The 25,298-nt window shown below is 61.1% G+C and carries 26 protein-coding genes; all 26 read right to left on the reverse strand.

Features of this window, described 5'->3' with window-relative positions:
• Window positions 1-24: 24 nt before the first annotated feature.
• On the reverse strand, window positions 25-807 hold the full coding sequence (gene trpA / locus ACWFSR_RS07560) for a tryptophan synthase subunit alpha (protein WP_447522115.1): 783 nt from the start codon (window positions 805-807) through the stop codon (window positions 25-27).
• Window positions 804-2,078, reverse strand: a complete 1,275-nt coding sequence (trpB, locus tag ACWFSR_RS07565) for a tryptophan synthase subunit beta (protein WP_447522116.1) — start codon at window positions 2,076-2,078, stop codon at window positions 804-806. The genes trpA and trpB overlap by 4 nt, the downstream gene beginning before the upstream one ends.
• Window positions 2,078-2,848, reverse strand: coding sequence for an indole-3-glycerol phosphate synthase TrpC (gene trpC / locus ACWFSR_RS07570; RefSeq protein ID WP_197105673.1), 771 nt, complete (start codon window positions 2,846-2,848; stop codon window positions 2,078-2,080). The genes trpB and trpC overlap by 1 nt, the downstream gene beginning before the upstream one ends.
• A 1-nt stretch (window position 2,849) precedes the next feature.
• Window positions 2,850-3,080, reverse strand: coding sequence for a DUF6704 family protein (locus ACWFSR_RS07575; protein ID WP_197105674.1), 231 nt, complete (start codon window positions 3,078-3,080; stop codon window positions 2,850-2,852).
• Window positions 3,081-3,140: 60 nt separating this feature from the next.
• Window positions 3,141-3,710, reverse strand: coding sequence for a Trp biosynthesis-associated membrane protein (locus ACWFSR_RS07580; RefSeq protein WP_447522117.1), 570 nt, complete (start codon window positions 3,708-3,710; stop codon window positions 3,141-3,143).
• A complete protein-coding gene (locus ACWFSR_RS07585) occupies window positions 3,707-5,233 on the reverse strand; it encodes an anthranilate synthase component I (protein WP_447522118.1) in 1,527 nt (508 codons plus the stop codon). Before ACWFSR_RS07585 ends, ACWFSR_RS07580 begins: the two co-directional genes overlap by 4 nt.
• Window positions 5,226-5,603, reverse strand: a complete 378-nt coding sequence (gene hisI / locus ACWFSR_RS07590) for a phosphoribosyl-AMP cyclohydrolase (RefSeq protein WP_197109921.1) — start codon at window positions 5,601-5,603, stop codon at window positions 5,226-5,228. Before hisI ends, ACWFSR_RS07585 begins: the two co-directional genes overlap by 8 nt.
• A complete protein-coding gene (hisF, locus tag ACWFSR_RS07595) occupies window positions 5,600-6,352 on the reverse strand; it encodes an imidazole glycerol phosphate synthase subunit HisF (protein WP_197105678.1) in 753 nt (250 codons plus the stop codon). The genes hisI and hisF overlap by 4 nt, the downstream gene beginning before the upstream one ends.
• A gap of 1 nt (window position 6,353) precedes the next feature.
• Entirely contained in the window at window positions 6,354-7,193 is an 840-nt protein-coding gene (gene hisG, locus ACWFSR_RS07600; RefSeq protein ID WP_197105679.1) for an ATP phosphoribosyltransferase, read from the reverse strand.
• A 43-nt stretch (window positions 7,194-7,236) separates the two neighbouring features.
• A complete protein-coding gene (locus tag ACWFSR_RS07605) occupies window positions 7,237-7,500 on the reverse strand; it encodes a phosphoribosyl-ATP diphosphatase (protein ID WP_197105680.1) in 264 nt (87 codons plus the stop codon).
• A gap of 59 nt (window positions 7,501-7,559) precedes the next feature.
• Window positions 7,560-7,934 carry an FKBP-type peptidyl-prolyl cis-trans isomerase gene (locus tag ACWFSR_RS07610; RefSeq protein ID WP_197105681.1) on the reverse strand — a complete coding sequence of 125 codons (375 nt, stop codon included), beginning with the start codon at window positions 7,932-7,934 and terminating at the stop codon, window positions 7,560-7,562.
• A gap of 97 nt (window positions 7,935-8,031) precedes the next feature.
• Entirely contained in the window at window positions 8,032-8,694 is a 663-nt protein-coding gene (gene rpe / locus ACWFSR_RS07615) for a ribulose-phosphate 3-epimerase (RefSeq protein WP_197105682.1), read from the reverse strand.
• 13 nt (window positions 8,695-8,707) lie between these two features.
• The gene (locus ACWFSR_RS07620; RefSeq protein WP_447522119.1) at window positions 8,708-10,072 is read right to left on the reverse strand and encodes an RsmB/NOP family class I SAM-dependent RNA methyltransferase; all 1,365 of its coding nucleotides are present in this window, start codon (window positions 10,070-10,072) and stop codon (window positions 8,708-8,710) included.
• Complete coding sequence (gene fmt, locus ACWFSR_RS07625) at window positions 10,069-10,989, reverse strand: methionyl-tRNA formyltransferase (protein WP_197107120.1); 921 nt, start codon at window positions 10,987-10,989, stop codon at window positions 10,069-10,071. The genes ACWFSR_RS07620 and fmt overlap by 4 nt, the downstream gene beginning before the upstream one ends.
• 54 nt (window positions 10,990-11,043) lie before the next feature.
• Window positions 11,044-13,020: a primosomal protein N' family DNA-binding protein gene (locus ACWFSR_RS07630; RefSeq protein WP_447522120.1), complete on the reverse strand. Its 1,977-nt coding sequence runs from the start codon at window positions 13,018-13,020 to the stop codon at window positions 11,044-11,046.
• A 2-nt stretch (window positions 13,021-13,022) separates the two neighbouring features.
• Window positions 13,023-14,219 (reverse strand): methionine adenosyltransferase, encoded by a 1,197-nt coding sequence (gene metK, locus ACWFSR_RS07635; RefSeq protein WP_197105685.1) that lies wholly within the window; start codon window positions 14,217-14,219, stop codon window positions 13,023-13,025.
• A 29-nt stretch (window positions 14,220-14,248) separates the two neighbouring features.
• Window positions 14,249-15,448 (reverse strand): bifunctional phosphopantothenoylcysteine decarboxylase/phosphopantothenate--cysteine ligase CoaBC, encoded by a 1,200-nt coding sequence (coaBC, locus tag ACWFSR_RS07640; RefSeq protein WP_447522121.1) that lies wholly within the window; start codon window positions 15,446-15,448, stop codon window positions 14,249-14,251.
• A 9-nt stretch (window positions 15,449-15,457) separates the two neighbouring features.
• Window positions 15,458-15,718, reverse strand: a complete 261-nt coding sequence (gene rpoZ, locus ACWFSR_RS07645) for a DNA-directed RNA polymerase subunit omega (protein ID WP_197105687.1) — start codon at window positions 15,716-15,718, stop codon at window positions 15,458-15,460.
• On the reverse strand, window positions 15,711-16,640 hold the full coding sequence (gene gmk, locus ACWFSR_RS07650) for a guanylate kinase (protein ID WP_447522122.1): 930 nt from the start codon (window positions 16,638-16,640) through the stop codon (window positions 15,711-15,713). The genes rpoZ and gmk overlap by 8 nt, the downstream gene beginning before the upstream one ends.
• Window positions 16,640-17,482 carry an orotidine-5'-phosphate decarboxylase gene (pyrF, locus tag ACWFSR_RS07655; RefSeq protein WP_447522123.1) on the reverse strand — a complete coding sequence of 281 codons (843 nt, stop codon included), beginning with the start codon at window positions 17,480-17,482 and terminating at the stop codon, window positions 16,640-16,642. The genes gmk and pyrF overlap by 1 nt, the downstream gene beginning before the upstream one ends.
• Window positions 17,475-20,789, reverse strand: a complete 3,315-nt coding sequence (gene carB, locus ACWFSR_RS07660; protein WP_197109915.1) for a carbamoyl-phosphate synthase large subunit — start codon at window positions 20,787-20,789, stop codon at window positions 17,475-17,477. Before carB ends, pyrF begins: the two co-directional genes overlap by 8 nt.
• Window positions 20,789-21,928 carry a glutamine-hydrolyzing carbamoyl-phosphate synthase small subunit gene (gene carA / locus ACWFSR_RS07665; protein ID WP_447522124.1) on the reverse strand — a complete coding sequence of 380 codons (1,140 nt, stop codon included), beginning with the start codon at window positions 21,926-21,928 and terminating at the stop codon, window positions 20,789-20,791. Before carA ends, carB begins: the two co-directional genes overlap by 1 nt.
• Window positions 21,925-22,419 carry a PH-like domain-containing protein gene (locus ACWFSR_RS07670; RefSeq protein WP_447522125.1) on the reverse strand — a complete coding sequence of 165 codons (495 nt, stop codon included), beginning with the start codon at window positions 22,417-22,419 and terminating at the stop codon, window positions 21,925-21,927. Before ACWFSR_RS07670 ends, carA begins: the two co-directional genes overlap by 4 nt.
• A complete protein-coding gene (locus ACWFSR_RS07675) occupies window positions 22,412-23,737 on the reverse strand; it encodes a dihydroorotase (RefSeq protein ID WP_197105693.1) in 1,326 nt (441 codons plus the stop codon). Before ACWFSR_RS07675 ends, ACWFSR_RS07670 begins: the two co-directional genes overlap by 8 nt.
• Window positions 23,738-23,795: 58 nt before the next feature.
• The gene (locus tag ACWFSR_RS07680; RefSeq protein ID WP_197105694.1) at window positions 23,796-24,743 is read right to left on the reverse strand and encodes an aspartate carbamoyltransferase catalytic subunit; all 948 of its coding nucleotides are present in this window, start codon (window positions 24,741-24,743) and stop codon (window positions 23,796-23,798) included.
• Window positions 24,740-25,267, reverse strand: coding sequence for a bifunctional pyr operon transcriptional regulator/uracil phosphoribosyltransferase PyrR (pyrR, locus tag ACWFSR_RS07685; protein WP_447522126.1), 528 nt, complete (start codon window positions 25,265-25,267; stop codon window positions 24,740-24,742). The genes ACWFSR_RS07680 and pyrR overlap by 4 nt, the downstream gene beginning before the upstream one ends.
• Window positions 25,268-25,298: the final 31 nt, after the last annotated feature.

The following is a 25,298-nucleotide window of genomic DNA, read 5'->3' on the forward strand; positions in this document are numbered from 1 at the left end:
AACGGTGACCTTTCTGAACTGCGACTAAGCAAGAGTACCGGTCGAAAGCGACGCGGCCGTTTTAGCGACAGCATCCACCCCACCGGAAGACAACGCACTAACGAAAACGGACCCCACAATGGCGCCATCCGCGTAGGTAAGAACTTCGCGAACCTGCTCAGCAGTGGAGATACCCAGACCGACACACGCACTCGTGGAGCCTGCCTCACGCAAGCGTGCCACGAGGGTTTTGGCCGCGATATCTACGTCGGAACGAGCACCGGTGATACCCATGGTAGATACGGCATAGACAAAGCCGGTGCTGGCCTCAACAGCGCGCACGAGCCGTTCATCGCTGGAGGACGGAGCCGCCAAGAAAATGCGGTCAAGACCGGTGCGCTCGGAGGCGGCAATCCAGTCAGCGGCCTCATCGCTCACGAGGTCTGGCGTGATGATTCCCGCTCCGCCAGCAGCCTTCAGCTCGTCTGCAAAACGATCGACGCCATACTGCATGATCGGATTCCAGTAACTCATGAGAATGACAGGCGTCGACACGCGAGACGTGATCTCGGCGACCGCGTCGAAGCCGTCCTGGAGGCGAAAACCGTTCGTGAGAGCGAGCTGGGTAGCCTTCTGAATAGCAGGGCCGTCCATGACGGGGTCTGAGTACGGCAGGCCGAGCTCAATGACGTCGACGCCATTCTCTGCGAGGGCCACAGCAGCTTCGATGCTCTCAGCAACAGTGGGAAAACCGACAGGCAAGTAGCCGATGAGGGCACCCGCACGGTCACGATTGGCCTGAGCGATTGCTTCTTCTACAGCGCTCATGACTTATCCCCCGCAGCGTTCTGCTCGTCGGCGGCCTTCTTGTCAGACGCCTTCCTGTCCTCCGCTGACGCCTTCTCAGCCGAATCGATCAGATCGAAGTATTCCGCCGCAGTTTCCATATCTTTGTCACCGCGGCCGCTGAGGTTCACGAGGATCACCGAATCCGGACCGAGTTCCTTGCCGAGCTTGATCGCTCCGGCGAGGGCGTGTGCCGACTCGATTGCGGGAATGATGCCCTCGGTGCGGCTGAGCAGGCGCAGCGCATCCATGGCTTCAGCATCGGTAATGGGCTCATAGTTGGCTCGACCGATGTCTTTCAACCACGAATGCTCAGGGCCAACTCCGGGGTAGTCGAGACCGGCAGAGATGGAGTGCGACTCGACAGTTTGGCCCTCAGCGTCTTGCAGCATATAGCTGCGCGCCCCGTGGAGAACACCGGGACGACCGCGAGTGAGCGTAGCGGCATGACGTTCCGTCAGGTGGCCCTCTCCAGCGGCCTCGTAGCCGTAGAGCGCAACATCGGCGTCGTCGAGGAAGGCATGGAAAATACCCATGGCATTGCTGCCACCACCGACGCACGCCACGACAGCATCCGGCAGTGCGCCCGTCAGCTTGATGACTTGCTCACGAGCTTCGTCACCGATGACACGGTGGAAGTCGCGAACCATGACGGGGAAGGGATGCGGGCCAGCAACAGTTCCCATGAGGTAGTGGCTGTCATCGACGTTGGCTACCCAATCGCGCAAACCCTCGTTGATCGCGTCCTTGAGAGTGCGCGACCCTGCAGTGACCGGAATAACCTCGGCGCCAAGAAGCCGCATGCGGGCAACATTGAGCGCTTGACGCTCGGTGTCGACCTCCCCCATGTACACGATGCATGACATTCCGAAGAGCGCAGCAGCGGTGGCCGTTGCAACGCCGTGTTGACCGGCGCCGGTCTCAGCAATGAGGCGGGTCTTGCCCAGGCGACGGGCAAGCAACGCCTGGCCGAGCACATTGTTGATTTTGTGCGAACCCGTGTGGTTGAGGTCTTCGCGCTTCAGAATGATGCGAGCCCCACCGGCGTACTCCGCAAACCGCGGTACTTCGGTGATAATCGACGGCCGACCGGTGTAGCTTGCGTGAAGCTCGGCAAGCTCAGCGACAAACTCCGGATCATTCTTGGCTTCGTTATAGGCGGCATCCAACTCGTCAAGAGCAGCGATGAGCGATTCAGGAACGAATCGACCACCGAACTCACCAAAGTAGGGGCCCAGTTCATCTTTCAGCATTAGCAGTCCAAAAAGTCTTGCAACGTGGCGATCGGATCACCGGTGACGAGAGCCTCGCCAACCAGAACCACATCGGCGCCGGCGTTGCGATAGTGCGCGACATCAGCGGCCGTTTTGACCGCTGATTCTGCGATACGGATGACTCCACTAGGAATCTGGTCGGCAAGCTCACCGAACAGATTCTGATCGAGTTCGAAAGTGCTCAAGTTGCGCGCGTTAACGCCGACGAGGCTTGCGCCAACATCGAGAGCACGAGAGACCTCGTCTGCGGAGTGTGTTTCGACGAGCGGCGTCATGCCTAGCTCGACGATGAGGTCGTAGAGCGTGCGAAGCTTCTCTTGCTCCAGGGCCGCCACGATCAGCAAAACGAGGTCAGCACCAGCGGCTCGCGCCTCAAACACTTGATACGGCTCAGCAATGAAATCCTTGCGAAGCACCGGGAGGCGCACGATCGACTTCACCGTCATGAGGTCCTCGAGAGAACCACCAAAACGACGCTGTTCAGTCAGAACGCTGATCGCGCTTGCTCCACCAGTTTGGTAGGACGTCGCAAGCGACGCCGGGTCGCTGATCTCAGCCAAAGCACCACGAGACGGGCTTGACCGCTTGATCTCCGCAATGATGTGAACTCGCTCGCGAGGAGACAAAGCCTCCAGCGCATCTAACGCCGGAAGCGCATCAGCGGCAGCACGCTCTACATCAGCAAGGCTGACGGACTCACGACGGACGGCGGCATCTTCGAGCGCGCCGTCAACTAAATCGGAGAGCACTCTAGCTGTGCGGCTTGGGGGTGAGCTTGTCGCCACCCACGCCATAGCCAAGCTTCTTCAGCACCTGGCCAACAAGGAGACCAACGACGACCAGCCCAGCCGATGCGTACACCAGCCATGCCACGTTGAACCAAAAAGCGAGCGTTCCGATCGTGAACGCGACCAACATGATCACTACAGCGGTCCATGCCGCCGGGGAATTTCCGTGGCCGGGGTCAGTATCAGTACTCATCAGGCTCCATTCTTTGCTGATCCTAAATTGTAGCGGGAGTAACCCGCTTGGCGTTGCCAATCAGCCCTCAGTCGGGTCTAATCCTCGACTTTGAGCATCCCACTGTGATGCCGGATCATCGGCGATCACCGCGGTCGTTCGGTCATACTTCTTGGTCGCAGTCGGCCAGTGCCGAGCGGAAACTGCGGCAGCGATGCCGATAGCGATGATGAGGACGCCGGCAACCAGTGCCGTGAACGACCACGCACTACCGTCAACAGCGACCACTAAGGAACGGATTGAGTCGATGCCGCTGATTCCCGTCGCCTCCGTAATCAATTCCGAGGCTGCGCGGGCGGGGTCGGCAAGCGTCGCCTGGCTGACCGCAACGATGATTCCCCCCACGATGGCGGCGATGACTCCGAGAACACGCCGTACAGTGACCGATGCGATGCCGAGGGCTGCGACGAGCGCGAAAGTCGAGAGCGCGAGCGCAGCAAGTGCCCCGGCAACATCGCTGCCCAGCACCTCGACGCTCACCTCATCCTGGAGTGTGATCGTGAACCAGCGCTGCGTCCACGACAGCATTACTACTGCACCAAGCAGCACCAGGCTGCTCAGCACGATCGAACGTGAACGTTTCCAGATCATGAGCTGAGGTGAGTCATCGCATTAGCGACCGCGACAGCGCGAAGGGGCGCCGCAGCCTTGTTCTGAGCCTCTTGGTGCTCGGCGGCAGGGTCGGAATCGGCAACAAGGCCAGCTCCGGCTTGAACGCGAGCAACGCCATCCACGATCGTGACCGTGCGAATGGCGATCGCGAGATCAGCATCGCCGGCGAAATCGAAGTAGCCCACGACTCCCCCATAGACGCCACGCTGGGCTGGTTCTAGCTCATCGATAATCTCAAGGGCGCGGGGCTTGGGCGCGCCCGAGAGCGTGCCTGCAGGAAAAGTAGCACGGAACACATCGACAGCGGAGGCTTCAGGTCTGAGATCGCCTTCCACCGAGGAGACGAGGTGCATGATGTGGCTAAATCGTTCGACCTGCATGAACTCGGTGACGGCGACGGTACCCGGCGTACATACCTTCAGGAGGTCATTACGCGCGAGGTCAACAAGCATCAGGTGTTCGGCACGTTCTTTCGTGTCGGCGAGCAGTTCTTCCGCGAGCTCAAGATCTCGCTCGGTGTCAGCGCCACGCGGTCGTGAACCGGCGATGGGATGCATGTGCACGCGTTCTTGGGAAACCTTCACGAGTGCTTCCGGACTCGCGCCGACGATCGAATACGGACGACCATCCATGTCAACAAGCGACAGCAAATACATATAGGGCGACGGGTTAAGAGTGCGCAAGACGCGATAGACATCAAGCGGAGTAGCCGAAACCTCATGGTCGAACCGCTGCGAAATGACGACCTGGAAGACATCGCCGTCGCGGATGAACTCCTTCGATTTCTCGATCGCCTTCGCGTACTCCGCCGGCGTGGAACGCGACGTTGGCTCGGGATCGATCTCGATATCCACATCAGCGAGGAAGGCGTCCGTGGGTTGAGCGAGGCCAGACTGAAGCACGTCGAGGCGGGACTGGGTCTCGGTCCACATCTCCTCGACATCCTGATGCCCGTCGTTCAGCGCAGTCGAGATGAGCATGACGGTGCCGAAACGGTGGTCGAGCACCACGAGGTCGGAGACAAAGCTCAGCGCCTGGCTAGGAACCTCGAAGTCGGCGGGCGGGGCATCGGGAAGGTTCTCCAGCTCGCGAACAGCCTCCCAACCAATGAACCCGACAAGGCCGCCGGTGAGCGGAGGATGCCCCTCGACGCGCGGCGTTTTCCAACGCTCGTTGAGATGAGCGAGGGCTTCCAGCGGCGCCGTCGGGCAGTCATCACCGAGGATTCGCTCGCGCGGCATCCCATAGTCAATCCACTCGACGCCGTGCTCATGTTGGGTGAGAACACCGAAGCTGGCGACGCCCACGAAGGAGAAGCGTGACCAGATGCCACCCTGGCCCGCCGACTCAAGCAAAAACGTTCCCGGGTTCGCCTTGGCGAGCTTGCGATACACCCCAACGGGAGTCTCACCATCGGCAAAGAGCTGACGGATAACGGGGACAACGCGATTGCCGCCGGAAACCAGCGCCTCGAATTCCTCGCGACTCGTCGTGCTATTCATGAGAAAACCCCTGATGAGGTACGAGTGGGTCTACTTCGAAGCAGGAATGAGCGCCGGTGTGGCATGCAGGACCAACCTGCTCCACTCCGACCAACAGCGCATCGCGATCGCAATCAAGGGCCGCAGTGCGGACGTATTGACGGTGCCCACTCGTGTCACCCTTGCGCCACAGCTCTTGGCGGCTACGGCTATAAAACGTCACGCGACCCTCGGTGAGCGTGCGGGTGAGCGCCTCAGCGTTCATGTACCCGAGCATGAGCACCTCTTTGGTGTCCCACTGCTGAATAATTGCCGGCAACAAACCATCGGCAGCAAACTGCGCGCGTTCAAGCACATCGCTGACGGTCTCAAGAGTGAGTTCATCGCTCATCGTGTAACCAATCCATGACTGTTGAGTGAAGCTTTAACGTCTCCCACCGTCAACTGGCGACTGTGGAAAACGGATGCCGCGAGCAGGGCATCGGCGCCGGCGTCGATAGCCGGCGCAAAGTGTTCGACCTTGCCCGCTCCGCCACTGGCGATGACCGGGACTGTCGCAAACTCACTGATCGCGGACACGAGTTCGAGGTCGAAGCCCTCTTTCGTGCCATCCGCGTCGATTGAGTTGACGAGTAGTTCGCCCGCTCCTCGTTCCATCGCCTCGCGCGCCCACTCGAGCGCGTCGCGGTCTGTTTCGGTGCGGCCGCCGTGGGTCGTGACGATCCAGCCATCACCACGCCGTTTGATATCGAGGCTCATCACGAGGACTTGGGCACCAAAGCGGTGGGCGATGTCATCAATGAGCTGTGGTCGGGCGAGAGCGGCACTATTGACCCCGACTTTGTCTGCGCCGTGGGCGAGAAGCTTGGAGACATCGTCTGGCTCGCGGACTCCCCCACCGACCGTCAAGGGAATAAAGATTTGCTCGGCTGCCGACCGCACGACGTCATACATCGTTGCGCGTCCCTCGACTGTGGCCGTGACATCGAGAAACGTCACCTCGTCAGCGCCTTGCTCGTAGTAGAGCCGCGCGAGGGAAACCGGGTCACCCGCATCGCGGAGATCTTTGAAGTTGACGCCTTTGACGACACGGCCGTCGGCGACATCGAGGCACGGAATGACCCGAACTGCGACCGCCATTTTAGATCCTCGCTGCGTGAATCGCGCTGACCAAGATCGCGCGCGCCCCAACCGCGTGAAGCTCGTCCATCACCTGATTGGTATCGACGCGACGCACCATCGAGCGCACCGCAACCCACGCGGGGTCTTGGAGCGGAGAAACGGTTGGACTCTCGATACCGGGAGTCACCTTCGTCGCAGCCTCGAGGAGGGCTACCGGCACGTCGTAGTCGATCAACACATACTGGCGGGCGACAAGCACACCCTGCAGGCGGCGTTGGAGCGTGGCGCTGCCCTCAACCTCATTGCCTGAACTGATCAACACAGCAGTTGAATCGAGGATGACAGGGCCGAAAATTTCGAGGCCCTGCGCGCGCAGGGTTGAGCCTGTCGACACGACGTCGGCCACGGCATCCGCAACACCAAGTCGGATCGCAGATTCAACGGCACCGTCGAGGCTGACGAGCTCTGCCGTGACGCCATTGCGTTCGAGGAAGGCACCGACGAGCCCGGCGTAGCTCGTGGCAACGCGAACACCGTTGAGATCGGAAAGTTCAGTGAAGCGGCCAGGCTCCCCGGCGAAACGGAACGTGGAATCGCCAAAGTTGAGGCTGGCGATCTCTGTCGCGGTGGATCCAGAATCCAGCAGGAGGTCTCGGCCGGTGATTCCTACGTCGAGAGCTCCCGAGCCCACGTAAGTCGCGATGTCGCGAGGGCGAAGATAGAAAAACTCGACGCCGTTGCGGTCGTCACGCACATTCAACGCGCGTGGATCGCGACGGCCCGTGTAGCCCGCTTCATACAGCATTTCGGAAGCGGTCTCACTCAGTGAACCCTTGTTGGGCACTGCAACTCTTAACATGTCAGCTCTCAGTCAGTTGGTGCGAAAAGTGGTCGTAGGGACATCAGAGATGTCGCCACACGTCCTCGGGGCTGAGCCCTTTAGCAACCATCAGAACCTGAAGGTGATAAATGAGTTGGGAGATTTCGTCTGCGGTTTCTTCATCCGACTGGTACTCGGCTGCCATCCATACTTCGGCAGCCTCTTCCACAATCTTCTTGCCGATCGAATGCACTCCGGCATCCAATAGGGCAACCGAACCGGAGTCGGCCGGGCGTTCTACCGCTTTGCGGCTGAGTTCAGCAAAAAGTGCGTCGAAGTCTTTCACACGTCAAGGGTACCGCCCCGGAGGGCGGTCCCTTGCCGCATGACTCGAACGTGGGGTTACTAGTTCGTGCCGAGCAGGTCGATCACGAAGGTCAACGTGCGGCCGGAGAGCTGATGCCCTCCGCCTGCGGGACCGTAAGCGAGGTGCGGCGGGCAGATGAGCTGGCGACGGCCGCCCACCTTCATGCCGGGGATTCCTTCTTGCCAACCGCTGATGAGCGCCATCAGCGGGAAGTTGATGGACTCGCCGCGGCTCCACGAGGAGTCGAACTCTTCGAGAGTCTCAAAGTCGACGCCCAAGTAGTGCACGTCAACGGTGGAACCAGCAGTTGCTTCGGCGCCGGTTCCCTCTTCAATGTCAATAATGACGAGTTCGGTGGGGGCATCGCCCGCATAGAACTCGACCTCTGGCTTAGTTTTTCCTGAATCGGTCATATGACCAGTCAACCAGAAACAAAACTAAAACCGGCGCTAGTGGATGCCGCGTGAGCCCATGTTCGCTCTCGGCGGCGTGGTCACGCGGCGGCGATGATCAGTGCTGGTGCGCGCTCGCGCGCTCACGAAGTTCTGAGACACGCAACGAGGGATCATCTCCGCGATACACCGAGGAGCCCGCGACAAAGGTGTCGGCACCCGCAGCTGCGGCAATCTCAATCGTGCGCTCATCGACACCGCCATCAACTTCGAGCCACACGTCGAGACCGCGCTTGTCGACCAGCTCCCGCAGCTGTCGCAGCTTCGGCATTGTCTCTTCCATAAAGCTTTGGCCGCCAAAACCCGGTTCGACCGTCATCACGAGAACCTGGTCGAATTCCTCGAGCAACTCGAGGTACGGCTCAATAGCGGTGCCCGGCTTGACCGCGATGCCCGCTCGCGCACCCTTCGCCCGCAGCGTGCGGGCGAGGGCCACCGCATCCGCTGCCGCCTCGGCGTGGAAAGTAACACCATAGGCACCGAGATCGGCGTAGTCGGGGGCCCAGCGGTCGGGATCGGTGATCATCAGGTGCACATCGAGCGGAATCGACGACACCTGTTGAATACGCTCTGTCATTTGGAGACCGAACGTGAGGTTGGGCACGAAATGGTTGTCCATGATGTCGACGTGGACGAAATCCGCATTCGAAATCTTCGCGATATCCCGCTCAAGGTTGACGAAATCGGCGGCGAGAATACTGGGGCTAATGCGCACTGACATACCGAGAGCCTATCTAGGAGTCTGCTTTGACAAGGAGTTGGATGAACATGGCGTCTGTTCCGTGACGGTGTGGCCACAGCTGAACATGAGTTGCCTCCGGCAGGTCGAGTTCTGCTTTCGAGAAACTCTGAACCACGGAGGGCGTATCCATCTTGGTGATGCCCTCAGCCTTGCGCAGCACAGAACCGACAATCGCCTTTGTCTCGGCGGCATGAGGCGAGCAGGTCACATACGCCAACACTCCGCCCGGCTTGAGTGCCTTCAATGCTGATTGCAGCAACGCCGTCTGAATCGCGCCCAGCTGAGCGACATCGCCGGGTTGTTTGCGCCAGCGAGCTTCAGGGCGACGGCGTAGCGCACCGAGGCCGGTGCACGGCGCATCGAGAAGGATGCGATCAAACTGCTCGGGATGCTCCTCGCCGATATCGATGCCGTCTTTCTCCCAGACCACAGGCGGAGCGTCGAAGACCGCGAGGGCGTTGCGAACGAGCTTGGCGCGGGCCGGAATCAGTTCGTTGGCGGTGAGCACGGCACCGCCTTCCAGAGCTTCCGCGGCCAACAGAGCGGCTTTGCCACCCGGTCCGGCACACATATCGAGCCACGACTCCCCGGCCACGATGGGCCGAGCGCGGCTGAGCGCGAGTGCCGCAATCTGGGAGCCTTCGTCTTGCACTCGAGCGCGCCCTGCGGCGATAGCCGAGTTCTTCGACGGGTCTCCTTCACGCAAAGTTCCGCCCACGGGCGAGTATTCTGCCGGCGTGATGTCGATGCCGGCGACCTTAGAGAATCCAGGAAGCGCCGCGACCGATACCCGGGCCGGAACATTGTCTGCTGCGAGCAAACCTTCGAGCTCAGCTTCGCGACCCTCAGCGACCAATACCTGCCGGAAAGCCCGGGTCACCCACAACGGATGGGAATACGCCACCGCAAGGGCTTGCTCCCCCGAGCTTGCAGCACCAATCACTCGCTCGCGCCACGTATCAGCATCGTACTTCGTGATCGCACGCAGCACCGCGTTGACAAACCCGACCGCGGAACGCGATCCGATCGTCTTAGCGAGGCGCACCGACTCATCCACTGCCGCGTGCGAGGGAACGCGCATCGACAGCAACTGGTGCGTGGCGAGGCGCAACACGTCGAGCACAGGCGGGTCGATCTTGGACACGTCGCGGCCGGCCGCCTGAGCGATCACCGCGTCGTAATAGCCCTGCATACGCAGGGTGCCGTAGGTCAGTTCGGTGGCAAGGCCGGCATCCGCGCTCGAGAGTTTCGCGCGCTCCAGGTGCACGGGAAGAAGAAGGTTCGCGTACGCATCCGACTCGCGCACCGCCATGATGACGTCGAGCGCGACCCGACGGGCTGACTGTGCGTAGCTCACGAAGCCACCACCTCTGATTCTGAGTTAAGGCCGCGCCACCAGGCTGCGGCATCCATTGCTTTGCGTCCCTCGGGATGGACCCGGAGAAGTTCAAGGGGTTCGGTTGCGGTACCGACCAGCACCTTCTTGCCGACGAAATCGAAGTGCCCCGGCGCGAGCGTCGGGACGTCGCGAGCGATCGCGGCCTCGAGAACCTTGAGTCGTGCTCCGTCGATTGTCGTCGAGGCACCGGGTTCTGGCGTCACGCCACGAATGCGGTTGTGCACTGTCTGAGCGGACTCTGTCCAGTCAATGCGGCCGTCTTCGAGCGACAGCTTGGGCGCGAGAGTCACATCGCCGGTTTGCGGAACTGCGGTGGCAGTGCCTGCGCCGATGGAGTCGACCACGCGGCTGAGCAGCTCAGCGCCCGAGAAGGACAACTGTTGCAGGAGCGACCCTGCTGTTTGCTGGGCGCCAATCGGTTCAGTCATCGTCGCGAAAACGTCGCCAGCATCAAGCTGTTCGACGAGTTGAAAGACCGCTGCGCCTGAGACGGTGTCGCCCGCCATGATCGCGCGCTGCACCGGGGCGGCTCCGCGCCACTGAGGCAGGAGAGAGAAATGGAGGTTGATCCACCCGAGCCGCGGAATCGTGAGAACTGAGGCCGGAACAAGCCCGCCATAGGCCACAATGACGCCCAGATCAACGGTGAGGTCAGTAATCGCGGATGCCGCAGCGGCGTCGAGCCGATTGGCGCGAATCACGCTGATCCCCGCTTCTTCAGCGCGCGCGGCCACCGGCGTCGGTGTCATGACGCGTCGACGGCCCTGCGGCGAGTCGGTGCGGGTGAGGACGCCAGCTACCTCGTGCTCGGAGTTCAGGAGCGCGTCGAGACTGGGAACAGCAACCTCGGGGCTACCGGCAAAAAGAAGTCGCAACGAAGTCATCCCCCAATTGTCTCGCGAATTGGCCCGAACGGGTGCACGCTGGGGCTACAGGTCAACAAACGGCTCCAGATCGTCGAGATGAACGCGAAGCCCTGGCGCCGGCTGGCTGGAGCGCGGAGCCCCCGGTTTGCGGCTGCTGCGGGAGACCGTCGTGGCCGCCACCACGAGTGCTTTGAGTTGCTCAGCGACGGCTGCTCCGTCTTTGTAGTCGAAACGGATGATGGTGCGAACCAGCCCTTCGGGCAGATCGACGGGGCCGAGCACATCGAGCGGAGCGACCGGCAGCTGGCTAATCGCATCCGAAACGAGCGGAATCTTTCCCGTGAGAGTCGCGACCCGCACTGCCGGCGGAAACCGCAACTCACGGCGATCGGCGAGTTCCGCTTGCGCGAAATCTTCTTGGCGCCACGTGACAAGTGCCGTCGCGAGTGAGCCGCCGACCCCGACAACGACGGAGGGGACGCCGTCAGCGCCGAGAGCAATCGCATTTGACCACGCTCGCAGACAGTCCTCGGCGACACGCAGACTCTCTCGCGCCAACATTCCGGCACCGTCAAGCAGGATGACGGCGCGGTAGCCGCCCTCCGCGATCGGCTCTGCACCGCGAGTGGCAATGATGAGCGAAGGTTCGTTCGCCACCGTGAGGATTTGATGCTCGCCGTCGGCGACGATCACTCGATAGCCAGGAAAGGCGCGCCCCAGTTCGTCCGCGGTACGGCCGGTGCCCGACCCCACCATGCGCAGTCGGGTGCCATCGCATTCGCGACAGCGCCACTTGACGGCAAGCGCGCCACACCAGACGCAGCTGGGAGTCGCCGATGCCGACCGTTGAGCAAGCGGACCGGCGCACGTGGTGCAGCGGGCAGTCTGCGAGCACTCGGCGCAGGCCAAGCGGGGTGCGTAGCCGGGGCGCGCCACCTGCACGAGCACGGGACCTTCGTCGAGCCCGGCGCGCGCCGCCTTCCACGCTGATGAGGGAATACGAGCAAGGGCTGCGAGGCGGTCCTGGCTCTCCTGGTTTGCGGTGGGAATCACCTTTGGCGGTCGGATGCCGCCGGGGCTGATGGCCGCTAACCACCCGACTTCAACGAGTCGTTGCACTTCGGTGCTGCGCGAATGGCTCATGAACACCAGCGAGCACTGTTGTTGCTCTTGGCGGAGCAGCGCGGCATCCCGCGTATGGATGTAGGGCGTGAGGTTCTCGCTGTAGAGCGGATCGCCGTCATCCCACACCACGATCAGCCCGAGGTTAGACGCGGGTGCATACACCGCGGAACGATTGCCGATGATGACGAACGGGGTGTCTTCATGGGTGCGCAGAAAGTTGCCGTAGCGCTTCTGAACGCTCTGGCGAGCATCCAATCTCAACACGCGCTCAGCGGGCAGCAGAGCCGCGACGGCTGCCTCAAGTTGTTCCTGATCACGAAAGTCGGGGGTCGCCAGAATCGCAGTCGTGCCGCGAGCAAGAGCCTGCGAGGCGAGTTCGGCCATCGTGACAGCCCAACGGCCAACCCACACGCCGGGAGCGACCTCCGCTACGCCGGTCGGTGCGGCCAGCGCGGCCCGCTTGTGCTCGGCGATAAGAGTGCCGATGGCACCCGCGTCGAAGTACGACACTGCACGTGCTTCAGGGAGCGGTTCGTACGTCACCGTCGTGGGGTCGAGAAGTGACTTCTCCGCCCGAGCATGACGTTTCGGGATGCCCAACCGCAGCACATCAGCTGCGTTGCCCGCCGCTCGATCCGCCGCCGTGCGCGCTAGTGTCCACACCTCGGGAGACAACACGGGGAACGGGGAGATTACTGCTTCAAGCTCGCTGAGTTTGCCGGCGTAGGCGACGGTGTCGGTGAGCTCGACGATCCAGCCCTCCACAAGCCGGCCGAGCGTGCGCAGCGGCACCTTGACGCGAACGCCAGCGCGCGCCTCGGCACGAAACTTCTCGGGAACCGCGTAGTCAAAGAGTCTGTCGAGTTGGGGCAGCGGCGAATCAATGAGCACCCGAGCGATGGATGCTTCACTCATCTCTACAGCCCGGCGGCCCCGCGAAGAGCCTCAACGCGGTCAAGGCGCTCCCAGGTGAACTCAGGAAGCTCACGACCGAAGTGACCGTAGGTTGCAGTCTTCGCGTAAATGGGACGCAAGAGATCGAGATCGCGGATGATCGCGCCCGGGCGCAGATCGAAGACATCATGGATCGCGCCCAGAATGGCCTCGTCAGAAACATGGCCGGTGCCGAAGGTTTCGACGTACAGGCTGACGGGTGCTGCCCGGCCAATCGCATACGCGATCTGCACTTCGAGACGATCAGCAAGACCTGCGGCAACCGCATTCTTCGCCACCCAGCGCATGGCATAGGTTGCCGAGCGGTCTACCTTCGAGGGGTCTTTACCGCTGAATGCTCCCCCACCGTGACGGGATGCTCCGCCGTAAGTATCAACAATGACTTTACGACCGGTGACACCGGCGTCGCCCTGAGGGCCGCCAATCTCAAAACGGCCGCTGGGATTAACGATTGATTGCAGATTCGACAGGTCGAGGCCCGAGCTTTCCGCAATCGGTCGCACGACGAGTTCTTCGATCTCACGGCGCAACTGAGCGGTTGACACCGAGGGCGAATGCTGCGTCGATAACACGACGGTTTCAATGCTGCGCGGCACCGATCCCTCGTAGCCCACGGTGACCTGAGTCTTTCCGTCGGGACGCAGGTAGTCGACAAGCCCCTCTTTTCGCACAGCCGCGAGACGCTCGGCCATGCGGTGAGCGAACCAGACAGGGGCGGGCATGAGCTGCGGAGTCTCATTAGTGGCGTACCCGAACATGACGCCCTGGTCGCCAGCGCCCAAGACATCCAGCGAGTCTGTTGAATTGCCTTCACGCGCTTCGAGCGCACGGTCAACACCCTGAGCGATGTCGGGTGACTGTGCACCAATAGAGACGGACACACCGCACGAACGACCATCAAAGCCAACATCAGACGAGTTGTAACCGATGGAGGAAATGCGATCACGCACAATCGCGGGGATGTCGGCGTAGCCGGTTGTCGTCACTTCACCGGCGACATGCACGAGCCCCGTTGTCACGAGAGTCTCAACAGCGACCCGAGCATTCGGGTCTTCCTCGAGCAAAGCGTCAAGAATGCTGTCACTGATCTGATCGCAGATCTTGTCGGGGTGTCCCTCGGTAACAGACTCTGAGGTGAAGGTGCGCAGGGGCGAAGTCATAAGCCGTCTCCGGTAGTGATGAATGGATGTCAGCGGGCTGCGAACACAAGATCCAGAATGCGGTGAGCCACCGACAACTTGCTTCCGCTTGCCTCACCCACTCTATCGCCGACCTTATCGATGACGATCACGGTGTTACGGTCTGAGGCAAAACCTTCAGTCCACCCGACGCGGTTGATGACCAAGAAGTCACAGCCCTTACGGGCAATCTTTGCGCGGCCCAACTCAAGCAGCGCAGCGTCTTGAGGCTCAGTCTCCGCAGCGAAGCCCACGACGATTTGGCTCTCGGGGCTCTCTGCCGCGAGACCACGCAAAATGTCGGGGTTCTCTTCAAGACGCAACTCGAGGGTGCTCGAATCGCTGCGTTTCTTGATCTTCGATTGAGCAGTCTCGGCTGGGCGGTAGTCAGCAACCGCCGCCGCCATAACGATGGCATCGGCCGACTTCGCTGCAGCCTGCACCGCTGATTGCAACTCCAGGGTCGTAGACACCTGGATGCAGCGAACCCCGGCAGGAAGCGGAACCTCAAGATTGGCGGCGATGAGGGTGACATCAGCGCCGCGCGCCGCGGCTGCCGTTGCCAGAGCGACGCCCTGTTTGCCGCTCGAACGATTACCGATGAAGCGCACAGGATCGAGGGGTTCCCGAGTGCCACCCGCCGTGACCAGCACCGAGCGACCGAGGAGGTCGCGCGAGGAGACCACCGTCTCAAGAACCGCGGCGACGATGTCGCTGGGCTCAGACATCCGACCGGGCCCGCTATCGGAACCAGTCAGCTGGCCAGACTCTGGACCAACAATGCGGATGCCACGCGAACGCAGCGTCTCGATGTTGGCGACGGTCGCCGGGTTCTGCCACATCTCGGTGTGCATCGCCGGCGCCACAATGACGGGCGCACGGGTCGCGAGGATGGTGTTGCCGAGGAAGTCACTCGCTTGACCGGTCGCGATCTTAGCGATCGTATTCGCAGTCGCAGGAGCGACGACGATGACATCTGCGGCTTGGCCGACAGAGACATGCCGTACTTCGTCCACACCCTCATAGAGGTCGGTGTGAACCGGATTTCGGCTGATGGCCTCAAGGGTGGGAAGACCCACGAATTTGAGAGCGTTGCTCGTGGCCACGACATGAACGTCGTGGCCCGCGAGCACCAGCTCACGCACAACGGACACCGCCTTATAGGCAGCTATTCCGCCGGATATACCGACGACAATGTTGAGCGCGGCCACCGAAAAGTTCTATTCGTTGCTGAGGCGCTTGAGCTCGAGCTTGTTTTCGTTGATCTCGTGGAGAGCAACGGACAGCGGCTTGTCGTCGATCGTGGAATCTACGAGCGGTCCGACGTTGTCGAAGAGGCTGCCCTCGTGGAGGTCAGCGTAGTAGTCGTTGATCTGGCGAGCGCGCTTCGAAGCGAAGATAACGAGCTGGTACTTGGAGTCAACCTTCGACAGCAGTTCGTCGATGGGGGGATCAATGATGCCCGAGTTCTTGTCAGCCATGAGGGTGCTCCTTGGAGTCGGAAGTGGTCGCGCCAGCGGGCGCATCCATCAATTCTACGACTTCTTGAGCCGCTTGGCTTACTTCTGTGTTCACGACTCTCACATCGAACTCTTCTTGGGCCGCCATTTCTACCTTGGCGGTCTCCAAACGACGGCTCTGTTCTGCGGCATCCTCGGTGCCGCGACCGATCAAGCGGCGCACCAATTCTTCCCAGGTTGGCGGCAGAAGAAAGACCAAAAGTGCCTCGGGCATAACCTTGCGCACCGAGCGTGCACCCTGCAAATCAATCTCCAACATCACGCGCTTTCCCTCAGAGAGTGCGATATCGATCGGGGGTCGTGGAGTACCGTAACGATAGGAATTATGGACTACCGCCCACTCCAGCAATTCATTATTCGCGATCATAGAATCGAACTCGTCGTCGGTCACGAAATAGTAGTGAACACCGTTCACCTCGCCCGGACGTGGCTTACGAGTAGTCGCTGACACGCTCAGCAGCACATCGGGGTGGTTGTCGCGGATAAAGCTGGAGACGGTACCTTTGCCGACAGCGGTCGGACCAGCCAAGACAACGAGTCGTGTTGGCTCAGGCCCCTGACGCTCTGACAAGTAATTTGTGAGGCGTTCACGCTGTTTCGGACCGAGGCCGCCGACCCGTTTGCGATCGGCGATAGCCAGATCGGCCATGATCGATTCGACCCGGGTTGGCCCGAGAGAGGGAACGCTCATCAGTAGTTCGCGCACGAGCAGTCGAGCTTCTGCGCTGTCGGGCTGAGCCCATGCTGTGCGAGCGACGCTGAGGGCGGTTCGAGCGCGCTCAGCAACTTCACGTTTGACAGAAGCCCGGGCGCGTCGCGCTGCAATTGCCGCGCGAGATGCCGCTGCACGGTCAACGGCGGGTGGCTCCGGGCGAGGTCCCATTAGCGAACCTGCTCACGAAGTTGCGAGCGCAGCGATCGAAGCTCTGCCGGTATCTGGCTGGCACCCTCTTGCAGCACACTGCGGGAAACGGTCACGATCGTATTCGCGACGGCATCACCGTACAGTTCGCGGGCCTGCTCGACCTGCGCCCCTTGAGCGCCGAACCCTGGAGCAAGAATGGGCAAGTCAACCAGTTCACCATTGCGGATGCCGTAGTCGGCAACCTCAACCGTCGCACCGATTACGACACCAAACGACCCAAGCCCGCTTTCAGTATTGAGCGCCGCCACATCGCGCACGACACTAGCGGCGACAGTCGCGCCCGCGTGTTCACCTTCAGCGATTCGCGCCGATTGGATGCTGTGCGCCGAAGCGTTAGAGGTTGCTGCCAGCACGAAGATTCCTTTGCCCGCTGAGCGAGCAAGTTCGAATGGCCCAGACAGTTCCGACACTCCTTGATAGGCCACGGCAGTCATTGCGTCGGCCTCCAGGGGTGAGCCCGGCGTCAGCCAGGCTTGCCCATAAGCATCGACGGACGACGACAGGTCGCCACGCTTCACATCGGCAATCACGAGTAAACCGGCGGAGCGCGCCAGGGCGAAAGACTCCTCGAGAATCGCGTAGCCCGTGGACCCGAAGCGTTCGAAGAAAGCGACTTGGGGCTTGATCATTCCCACGTTGCCGGCGGCAGCATCTACCGCACGGAGGGCGAATTCGCGCACGCCGTGGGCGTCATTGGAGAGGCCCCAGCTTTCGAGCAGGAACGGATGCGGGTCCACTCCCATGCACACTCCCCCGAACTCTTCGAAGGTCTGCGCAAGCCGTGAGGAGAAACTAGGCATTGTTGGCTACCTTCTCGAGCTCGGCGGCGCGATCCAAGGCGTAGTCCTGAAGCGAACGCACATCAAAGCCGTCGCGAATAGCTTCAAACGACGCGACAGCGGCCGCAAGCTGGGCCATGGTCGTGAAGATCGGCTTGTCGGCGGCGACTGTCGCGGTGCGGATCTCGTAGCCATCGGCACGCGCACTGCGTCCGCTTGGCGTATTGATCACGACATCCACCTTGCCGTCGTTGATCATTTCAACGATCGACGGTTCAGCAGCATTTGCTTCCTGGCCCATGAAGTACTTGCGCACGACCTGAGCCTCAATGCCGTTGCGCGCGAGAATCTCGGCGGTGCCTTCGGTGGCGAGAATCGTGAAGCCCAGCTGGCTAAGGCGCAGAACCGGCAGAATGACGGCACGCTTATCGCGGTCAGCAACCGACACGAATACCGACCCGCTGTCGGGCAGCCCGCCGTACGCGGCCTCTTGGCTCTTGGCGAATGCCTTGGGGAAGTTCGAGTCGATACCCATAACCTCACCGGTGGAACGCATCTCCGGGCCGAGCACCGAGTCAACGACTTGGCCCTCAACGGTGCGGAAGCGTCGGAACGGAAGTACCGCTTCTTTCACCGAGACCGGTGACGTCGACGGTACTTGCGAGCCGTCAAGAATCGGCAGCAGTCCGCTGTCGACGAGTTGGCGGATGCTTGAACCGGCCATGACGAGAGCCGCAGCCTTCGCGAGTGGAATCCCGAGCGCCTTCGAGACGAAGGGAACCGTGCGGCTGGCACGCGGGTTGGCTTCGAGCACGTAGAGGATGCCCTGACCGATCGCGAACTGCACGTTCAGCAAGCCGCGCACGCCGACGCCTTCCGCGATAGCGAGGGTTGCTTCCCGCACGCGCTTGAGCACGTCGCGGCCAAGAGTGACCGAAGGAAGCGTGCAGGCAGAGTCGCCGGAGTGAATGCCGGCTTCTTCGATGTGTTCCATGATGCCGCCGACGTAGAGCTCAGTGCCGTCGTAAATCGCGTCGATATCGATCTCAATCGCGTCATCGAGGAACCGATCGACGAGCAACGGTGAGCTCGGCGAAATGATGACGACATCGCGAACCCGTTCGAAGTAGTCAGCGAGAGCCTCGGAGTCATAGATGATCTCCATGCCACGCCCACCAAGAACGTGCGAGGGACGAACGAGAACCGGGAACCCAATGTGTTCGGCGATTTCAATCGCTTCGGTCTGGTTCGTGGCAGTGCCGTTCTTGGGTGCGAGCAGCCCGGCGTTGTCGAGAATCTTGGAGAACAAACCACGTTCCTCGGCAAGGTCGATCGCCTCGGGCGTTGTTCCCAAAATCGGGATGCCGGCATCCTTGAGACCCTGAGCAAGACCAAGTGCCGTCTGGCCACCAAGCTGCACGATCACTCCGAGGAGTTCGCCACTCTGGCTTTCCGCGTGAACGATCTCGAGCACGTCTTCGAGCGTGAGCGGCTCAAAGTAGAGACGGTCACTCGTGTCGTAGTCAGTCGAGACCGTCTCGGGGTTGCAGTTGATCATGATGGTCTCGTAGCCCGCATCAGAGAGGGCGAACGAGGCATGAACACACGAGTAGTCAAACTCAATTCCCTGACCGATACGGTTCGGGCCGGAACCAAGAATGATGACCTTCGTCTTATCGCTCGGGGCAACTTCAGTCTCGGAGTCGTAGCTTGAGTAGTGGTACGGGGTGAGAGCCGGGAACTCTCCGGCACACGTGTCGACCGTCTTGAAGACGGGGCGCACATCGAGTCCCCAACGCAGGTCGCGAACCTCTGCCTCAGTGGTCCCCCGAAGCTCAGCGATTTGCGCGTCACTGAAACCGTGGTTCTTGGCGTGCGTGAGCAATGCGGCTGACAGCTCTGCGGCATCCGCAATGTCAACCGCAACTTCGTTGATGAGAGCGATCTGATCGACAAACCACGGATCAATCTTGGTGGCCTCGAAGACCTCTTCGGTCGTGGCGCCAGCGCGCATCGCCTGCTGCACCGTGACGATACGACCATCGGTCGCAATGGACGACAGAGCCAATAGTTCAGCCTTGTCGCCGACTTCGCCCTTCCAGTGGAAGCTCGAATCGCGCTTTTCGAGTGAACGAAGAGCCTTTTGCAGAGCGGTCGAATAGTTGCGACCGATTGCCATGGCCTCACCGACCGATTTCATCGTGGTCGTGAGGCGGGTGTCTGCCGCCGGGAACTTCTCAAACGCGAACCGCGGAACCTTGACCACGACGTAGTCGAGGGTCGGTTCAAAGCTCGCCGGGGTGACCTTCGTGATGTCATTGGGGATCTCATCGAGACGGTAGCCGATGGCGAGCTTGGCTGCGATCTTGGCGATCGGGAAGCCCGTTGCCTTCGATGCGAGAGCACTCGACCGCGAAACGCGGGGGTTCATCTCGATGACGATCACTCGCCCGGTAGCGGGATCGATAGCGAACTGAACGTTGCAGCCGCCGGTGTCGACGCCAACCGCGCGGATGATGTCGATGCCGATATTGCGAAGGTTCTGGTACTCGCGGTCGGTCAGCGTGAGCGCCGGAGCCACCGTGATCGAGTCGCCGGTGTGAACACCGACCGGGTCAACATTCTCGATCGAACACACGACAACGGTGTTGTCTGACGTGTCGCGCATGAGCTCGAGCTCGTACTCTTTCCAGCCCAGGATGCTCTCTTCGAGCAGCACCTCGGTCGTGGGGCTCTGGTGCAAGCCGTCGGTGACCATCCGGATCAGTTCCTCACGTGAATACGCGAAGCCCGAGCCGAGGCCGCCCATCGTGAAGGAGGGGCGGATCACGAGTGGGTATCCGAGATCCTCGGCGAACTCAACCGCCTCAGGAACCGTGTGCGCGATGTAGGACTTCGCGACCTCGGCCCCACAATCGATCACGAGCTGCTTGAAGATCTGGCGGTCTTCACCACGGTTAATCGCTTCGAGGTTCGCGCCGATCAGTTCGACGTTGTACTTCTCGAGGATGCCGTGAGCGTCGAGCTCGATGGCTGCGTTGAGAGCGGTCTGGCCACCCAATGTCGGCAGCAGCGCATCCGGACGCTCCTTGGCAATGATCGACTCGATGACTTCCCACGTGATCGGTTCGATGTAGGTTGCATCGGCGAAATCGGGGTCAGTCATGATTGTGGCCGGGTTCGAGTTCACCAGGATGACTCGGATGCCCTCCTCACGCAGTACGCGGCAGGCTTGCGTTCCGGAGTAGTCGAACTCTGCGGCCTGACCGATAACGATCGGGCCGGAGCCGATGACCAGTACCGAGGAAATGTCTTCTCTCTTGGGCATTACTTGCTGTCCTTTGCGTTCTCGAGGACAAGGTCGCGGAACCTGTCGAAAAGGTAATTGGCGTCGTGGGGGCCTGAGGCCGCCTCGGGGTGGTACTGCACAGAAAATGCGGGGATATCGAGGGCTCGAAGTCCTTCAACAACGTTGTCGTTGAGGTTGACGTGACTGACCTCGACGCGGCCGAAACCAGCCGGTGATTGGCTGATCTCGCCGACCGGAGCATCAACAGCAAAGCCGTGGTTGTGGGCGGTGATCTCGGTGCGCTGCGTCTGCACATCGATGACGGGCTGGTTGATTCCGCGGTGGCCAAACGGCAGCTTGTAGGTGCCGTAGCCGAGTGCGCGACCGAGAAGCTGGTTGCCGAAACAGATACCGAAGAAAGGAAGCCCTTTCTTGAGCACCTCTGTGAGGAGTGCAACGTGAGCGTCGGATGCCGACGGGTCGCCTGGTCCGTTCGAGTAGAAGACAGCGACCGGCTCGATCGACAGCAGCTCGTCGAAAGTAACGGTCTGGGGCAGCACATGAACGTCGAAACCTCGCTCGGCGAGGTAGTTGAGCGTTGACGTCTTCACTCCGAGGTCAAGAACAGCCAAGCGGCCGATGCTCTCCCCCACTGCGGCAACAACGTAGGCCTCAGATGTCGACACTTCAGACGACAGGCTTTGGCCGCTCATCTGTGCTGCGGCGGTGACCGCGGCAAGTTGCTCGGCGTCGCTGAGTTCAGCATCCGCGCCGGAGAAGATTCCTCCACGCATGGAGCCGGAGTCGCGCAAGCGACGGGTGATCGCGCGGGTATCGACGCCGCTGATGCCGACGACGTTCTGGGTGACGAGGTCGTCATCCAGCGATCCATCGGCACGGTAGTTCGACACCACACGGCTCGCATCGCGCACGACGAAACCGGAGACCCAAATTCGTGAGGATTCAGGGTCTTCATCATTCACACCGGTGTTGCCGATGTGCGGTGCCGTCATGACAACGATCTGGCCCGCATAGCTGGGGTCGGTGATCGTCTCTTGGTAGCCCGTCATGCCGGTGGCGAAGACTACTTCGCCGAGGCGCTGACCGCGGGCGCCGTAGGCCTGACCGAGATAGCGTGTGCCATCTTCAAGGACGAGCACTGCAGGTTCAAAAGTCACAGGGACTGCCTTTCATTGCCGACGACTGTATCGAGAGCGCGTTCACACGTCTCGGGGTCGTCCATTCGGAAATAACTATCGACTGCAGTGCCATCGAGCGTCCACTCGATCACCTGCAATCCGTTGTTTTCGACCACACGGTCGATGGTCCAGGTAGCGCGGGAAATGCCGCGCACTGTGTCACGAGCAAGCCAGAGATCGTCTGATCCCGCGCGCGAGACGACGATGCCTTCGGGATGCACTTCGAGCAAACAGTTCGCCCGGAAACCCAGGCCGTGCACGTTCACACGGTTGAGCTGATCGCCGGCAACCGTGGTCGATACGTACTTGCCGCTAAACCGAAGGTCAGTGTCGGCGAGGTCAGCCGGCGGTGCAACCGGGAGCCCGATGTGAGCCTGTCGTCGCTTTCGTGAATACCAGCCAGCAACCATGAGTGCCAGCAAGATAACCAGGATGCCGATCACGATGAGCAGTGAGACGTCTTTAGACATTCGCTGCCTCGCTTTCAGCCAGTCTGGCCTGCTGAGCGACCTCAGTCGCATCGACGACGTCGCCATCGCGAACGGTTTCGTAGCCGTTGTGGATGGTGGTCATTACTCGGCCAGGGAGTTCGCGGCCTAGGTAGGGCGAGTTCGTGCTCTTGCCCCGCAGCGATTCGGTCGAGAACGTTGACCGTGCGCTCGGGTCGAGCAGCACGAGATTCGCGGCCGAGCCGAGAGCGAACGGGGTCGCGTAGCCGTCGAGGCGACCGATCTCGGCCGGCTTCTGTGAAAGAACGCGGGCGACATCCGTCCAGTTCAACTGACCAGTATCGACGACAGCCTGCTGAACAACGTTGAGAGCGGATTCAAGACCGACCATGCCAAACGCAGCTTCTGCCCAGGAGCACTCTTTTGCCTCTGGCGGGTGCGGCGCGTGGTCGGTAGCGACGATGTCAATGGTTCCGTCGGCGAGAGCGGCACGAAGCGCGTGAACGTCTTCGTCACGACGCAGAGGCGGGTTCACTTTGAAGCGAGCGTCGTAGCCGCGCACCAGTTCCTCAGTGAGAAGCAGGTGGTGAGGCGTCACTTCTGCCGTCACAGCAATTCCGCGAGCCTTAGCCCAGCGGATGACGTCAACCGAGCCAGCGGTCGACAGGTGACAGATATGGAGGCGTGCCCCCACATGCTCGGCGAGGAGCACGTCGCGCGCGATGATCGACTCTTCTGCGACGGCAGGCCAGCCCGCAAGACCAAGCTCACTGGATACTGCGCCCTCGTTCATTTGCGCATCAACAGTGAGCGTCGGCTCCTGAGCATGCTGAGCGACAACACCGTCAAACGTCTTCACATATTCGAGCGCGCGACGCATGAGCAACGCGTTGTGAACGCACTTGCCATCATCGGAGAAAACGCGCACGCCGGCTCGCGAATTGGCCATGGCACCGATCTCCGAAAGCTTGACGCCGTCAAGCCCTTCGGTGACGGCGCCGATGGGGCGCACTGTCGCGTACCCGTGATCAATACCGAGCGACTGAACCTGCTCAACAACTCCAGCGGTGTCTTGAACCGGCATGGTGTTGGCCATAGCGAAGACGGCGGTGAAGCCACCCATCGCAGCAGCACGACTGCCCGAAAGCACCGTTTCGCTCTGCTCGAAGCCAGGTTCACGCAAGTGAGTGTGGAGATCAACAAGTCCGGGCAGAGCCTGCAGGCCTGAGGCATCAATCGTGCGATCAGCGGATGTCGCGTCGGTGAAAACCCCGCGCTCAATCGTGAAGTCGGCGCGCTCGCCGTTGGGCAGCGTGGCGTTAACGATTCTGATACTCACGAGAGTCCTCTTCTCTGGATTAGTACGCAATCAGGGGCGGCAGGCATAAATCCCGCTCTCACCGCTCCACAGCTCCGGACAGCAAGTGATACAGCACCGACATTCTGACCGAGACGCCATTCGCCACTTGCTCGAGCACTGTCGATTGTGGCGAATCCGCGGCTCCAGCCGAGATTTCTAGGCCGCGGTTCATCGGCCCAGGGTGCATAACCATGCTACTTGTTGGCAGGGCCGCCATCCGTTCATCATTGAGACCCCATTGCCGTGAATACTCGCGTGCGTTGGGGAAGAATGCTGCTTTCATGCGCTCGGCCTGCACTCGCAACATCATGATGACGTCGGGGCCCTGGGCGATCGCGTGGTCAAGGTCATAGGAGACCTCAACAGGCCAACCGCTGATGTTCACGGGAAGAAGAGTCGCCGGGGCGACGAGCGTCACGTGAGCGCCAAGCGTTGTGAGCAACCACACGTTCGAGCGTGCCACTCGAGAGTGAACGATATCTCCCACGATCGTGACGGTCACGCCGTCCAAACCTTTGCCCCGAGCAGCAGCCCCGTGAAGACGACGACGAATCGTGAAAGCGTCGAGCAGAGCCTGAGTCGGATGCTCATGCGTGCCGTCACCGGCGTTCACAATTCCGGCATCAATCCAGCCAGCATCGGCCAAGGTCTTCGGAGCGCCGGACGCCCAGTGTCGAACGACGACCGCATCGGCTCCCATGGCAGCGAGAGTCTGAGCGGTGTCCTTGAGGTTCTCCCCCTTGGAGACGCTCGATCCCTTGGCCGCAAAGTTGATGACATCGGCGCTCAGTCGCTTCGCCGCTGCTTCGAACGAGATGCGCGTGCGCGTTGAGTCTTCAAAAAAGAGGTTGATCACGGTCTTGCCACGCAGCGTCGGAAGCTTCTTCACTTCGCGCTCGGAGACGGCTGCCATATCTTCCGCGACATCGAGAATTGCAATAGCTTCGTCGCGGGGCAGACCCTGGGTGCTGAGTAGGTGCCTCATCCGATCGTCACCTCATCCGATCCGTCGATCTCTTCAAGGCGCACGTTAATACGCTCCTCCATGGAGCTCGGCAGGTTTTTGCCCACAAAGTCGGCCCGGATCGGAAATTCCCGGTGGCCACGATCGACCAGAACCGCGAGCCGCACAGCGCGAGGGCGGCCGAGATCGCCCAGAGCATCGAGTGCCGCACGGATGGTGCGCCCGGAATACAACACATCGTCGACCAGCACGACGGTCTTGCCGTCAATGCCGCCCGCAGGAATGTCGGTCGGGCCAGTTGCTCGAGTGGGATTCTGAGCCAGATCATCGCGGTACATCGTGACGTCGAGTACACCTGACGTCACGGACGTGGAGTCGACCGACTGGATGATCGCCGCAATCCGCCTAGCGAGGGTCACCCCACGCGTAGGAATACCGAGAATGACGAGATCGTCAGAACCGCGATTGGACTCAAGGATTTCATGGGAAATCCGAGTCAACGCTCGGGTGATATCAGCATGCTGCAAGACGGTGCGTACAGACATTCTGACCTCCTTCCCCGCCTCTCTGGACGGA

It is taken from the genome of Salinibacterium sp. NYA9b (genome assembly GCF_976973725.1).